Below are 1010 nucleotides of genomic sequence, written 5' to 3'. Positions count from 1 at the left end.
GCATGAACATCACGGCTTCGGCCACTTCGCGTGGCTGCATCAGGCCGCCGGCGGCGAGTTCCTCTTCGAGCTTGGCCTTCGGCCAGTCGTCGACCAGTGCCGTCACCACCGGGCCGGGCGCCACGGCGCCGACGCGCAGGCCGTGCTTGGCGACCTGCCGGCGCACCGTGTGGACGAAGGCCTGCACGGCGTGCTTGGAGGCCGTGTAGATCGGTTCCCATACCACCGGAACCAGACCGGCGATCGAACTGGTGACGATGATGTCGCCGGTCTTGCGTTCGATCATGTGCGGCAGCACTGCCTGGATCGAGCGGAAGCAGGCATTGATGTTGAGGTTGAGCATACGGTCCCAGACGTCGGGATCGCCGGTCGCCACCTCGCCGCCGACATAGGCGCCGGCATTGGCATGGAAGATGTCGAGTTGGCCGGCCTTCTCCAGGATTTGCGGCATCATGGTGGCGACGCTTGCCGGCTGCATCAGGTCGATCACCAGCGGGATCGCTTTGGGGCCGAGTTCGGCGCACAGTTTGTTCAGCGTCGCCTCGGCGCGGTCGACCAGCACCACGGTGGCGCCGGCCGCCAGCATATGCCTGGCGCATTCGAGGCCGATGCCTGACGCGGCACCGGTGACGGCGGCAACTTTTCCGGACAGTTCTTGGCTCATGTCTTGCTTCCTGTTGATGGGTTCAGGCCCGGCCATGCGAGACACGCGAGCGGCGTGCCAGCGAGTCGACGATGACCGCGATGGCAAGCACGGCGCCGGTGATCATGTACCGAAGCGACGAGGACAGATCGAGCAGCGTCAGGCCGCTGGCGATCGACTGGATGACGATGATGCCGAGCAGTGCCGAATAGGCGCTGCCCCTGCCGCCGAACAGGCTGGTGCCGCCTATGACGGCCGCTGCGATGGCGTTGAGGTTGACGTCGCCCGTGCCGGCCTGCTGCCTGGCCTCGGCCAGCCAGCATCGAGCACAGCACGAAGGCGCTGGAATAGATCAGCCGCACATTGA

General features: G+C 65.9%; 1 protein-coding gene and 1 pseudogene. Both read right to left on the bottom strand.

All coding sequences use genetic code 11. The features are described 5' to 3' along the window. A partial coding sequence (locus EN991_RS37670) for an SDR family oxidoreductase (RefSeq protein WP_164769728.1) occupies positions 1–664 on the bottom strand: 664 nt, incomplete at its 3' end. A 22-nt stretch (positions 665–686) separates the two neighbouring features. Beyond that, positions 687–1010: pseudogene (locus tag EN991_RS37665) on the bottom strand (sugar ABC transporter permease); the annotation flags it as partial.

Origin of the sequence: Mesorhizobium sp. M7A.F.Ca.US.005.03.2.1 (genome assembly GCF_003997795.1) — a bacterium.
Classification (GTDB): Bacteria; Pseudomonadota; Alphaproteobacteria; order Rhizobiales; family Rhizobiaceae; genus Mesorhizobium; species Mesorhizobium ciceri.
The sequence above is the reverse complement of the archived record's forward strand: the minus strand, read 5'-3'. Positions and strand labels throughout refer to the sequence as shown.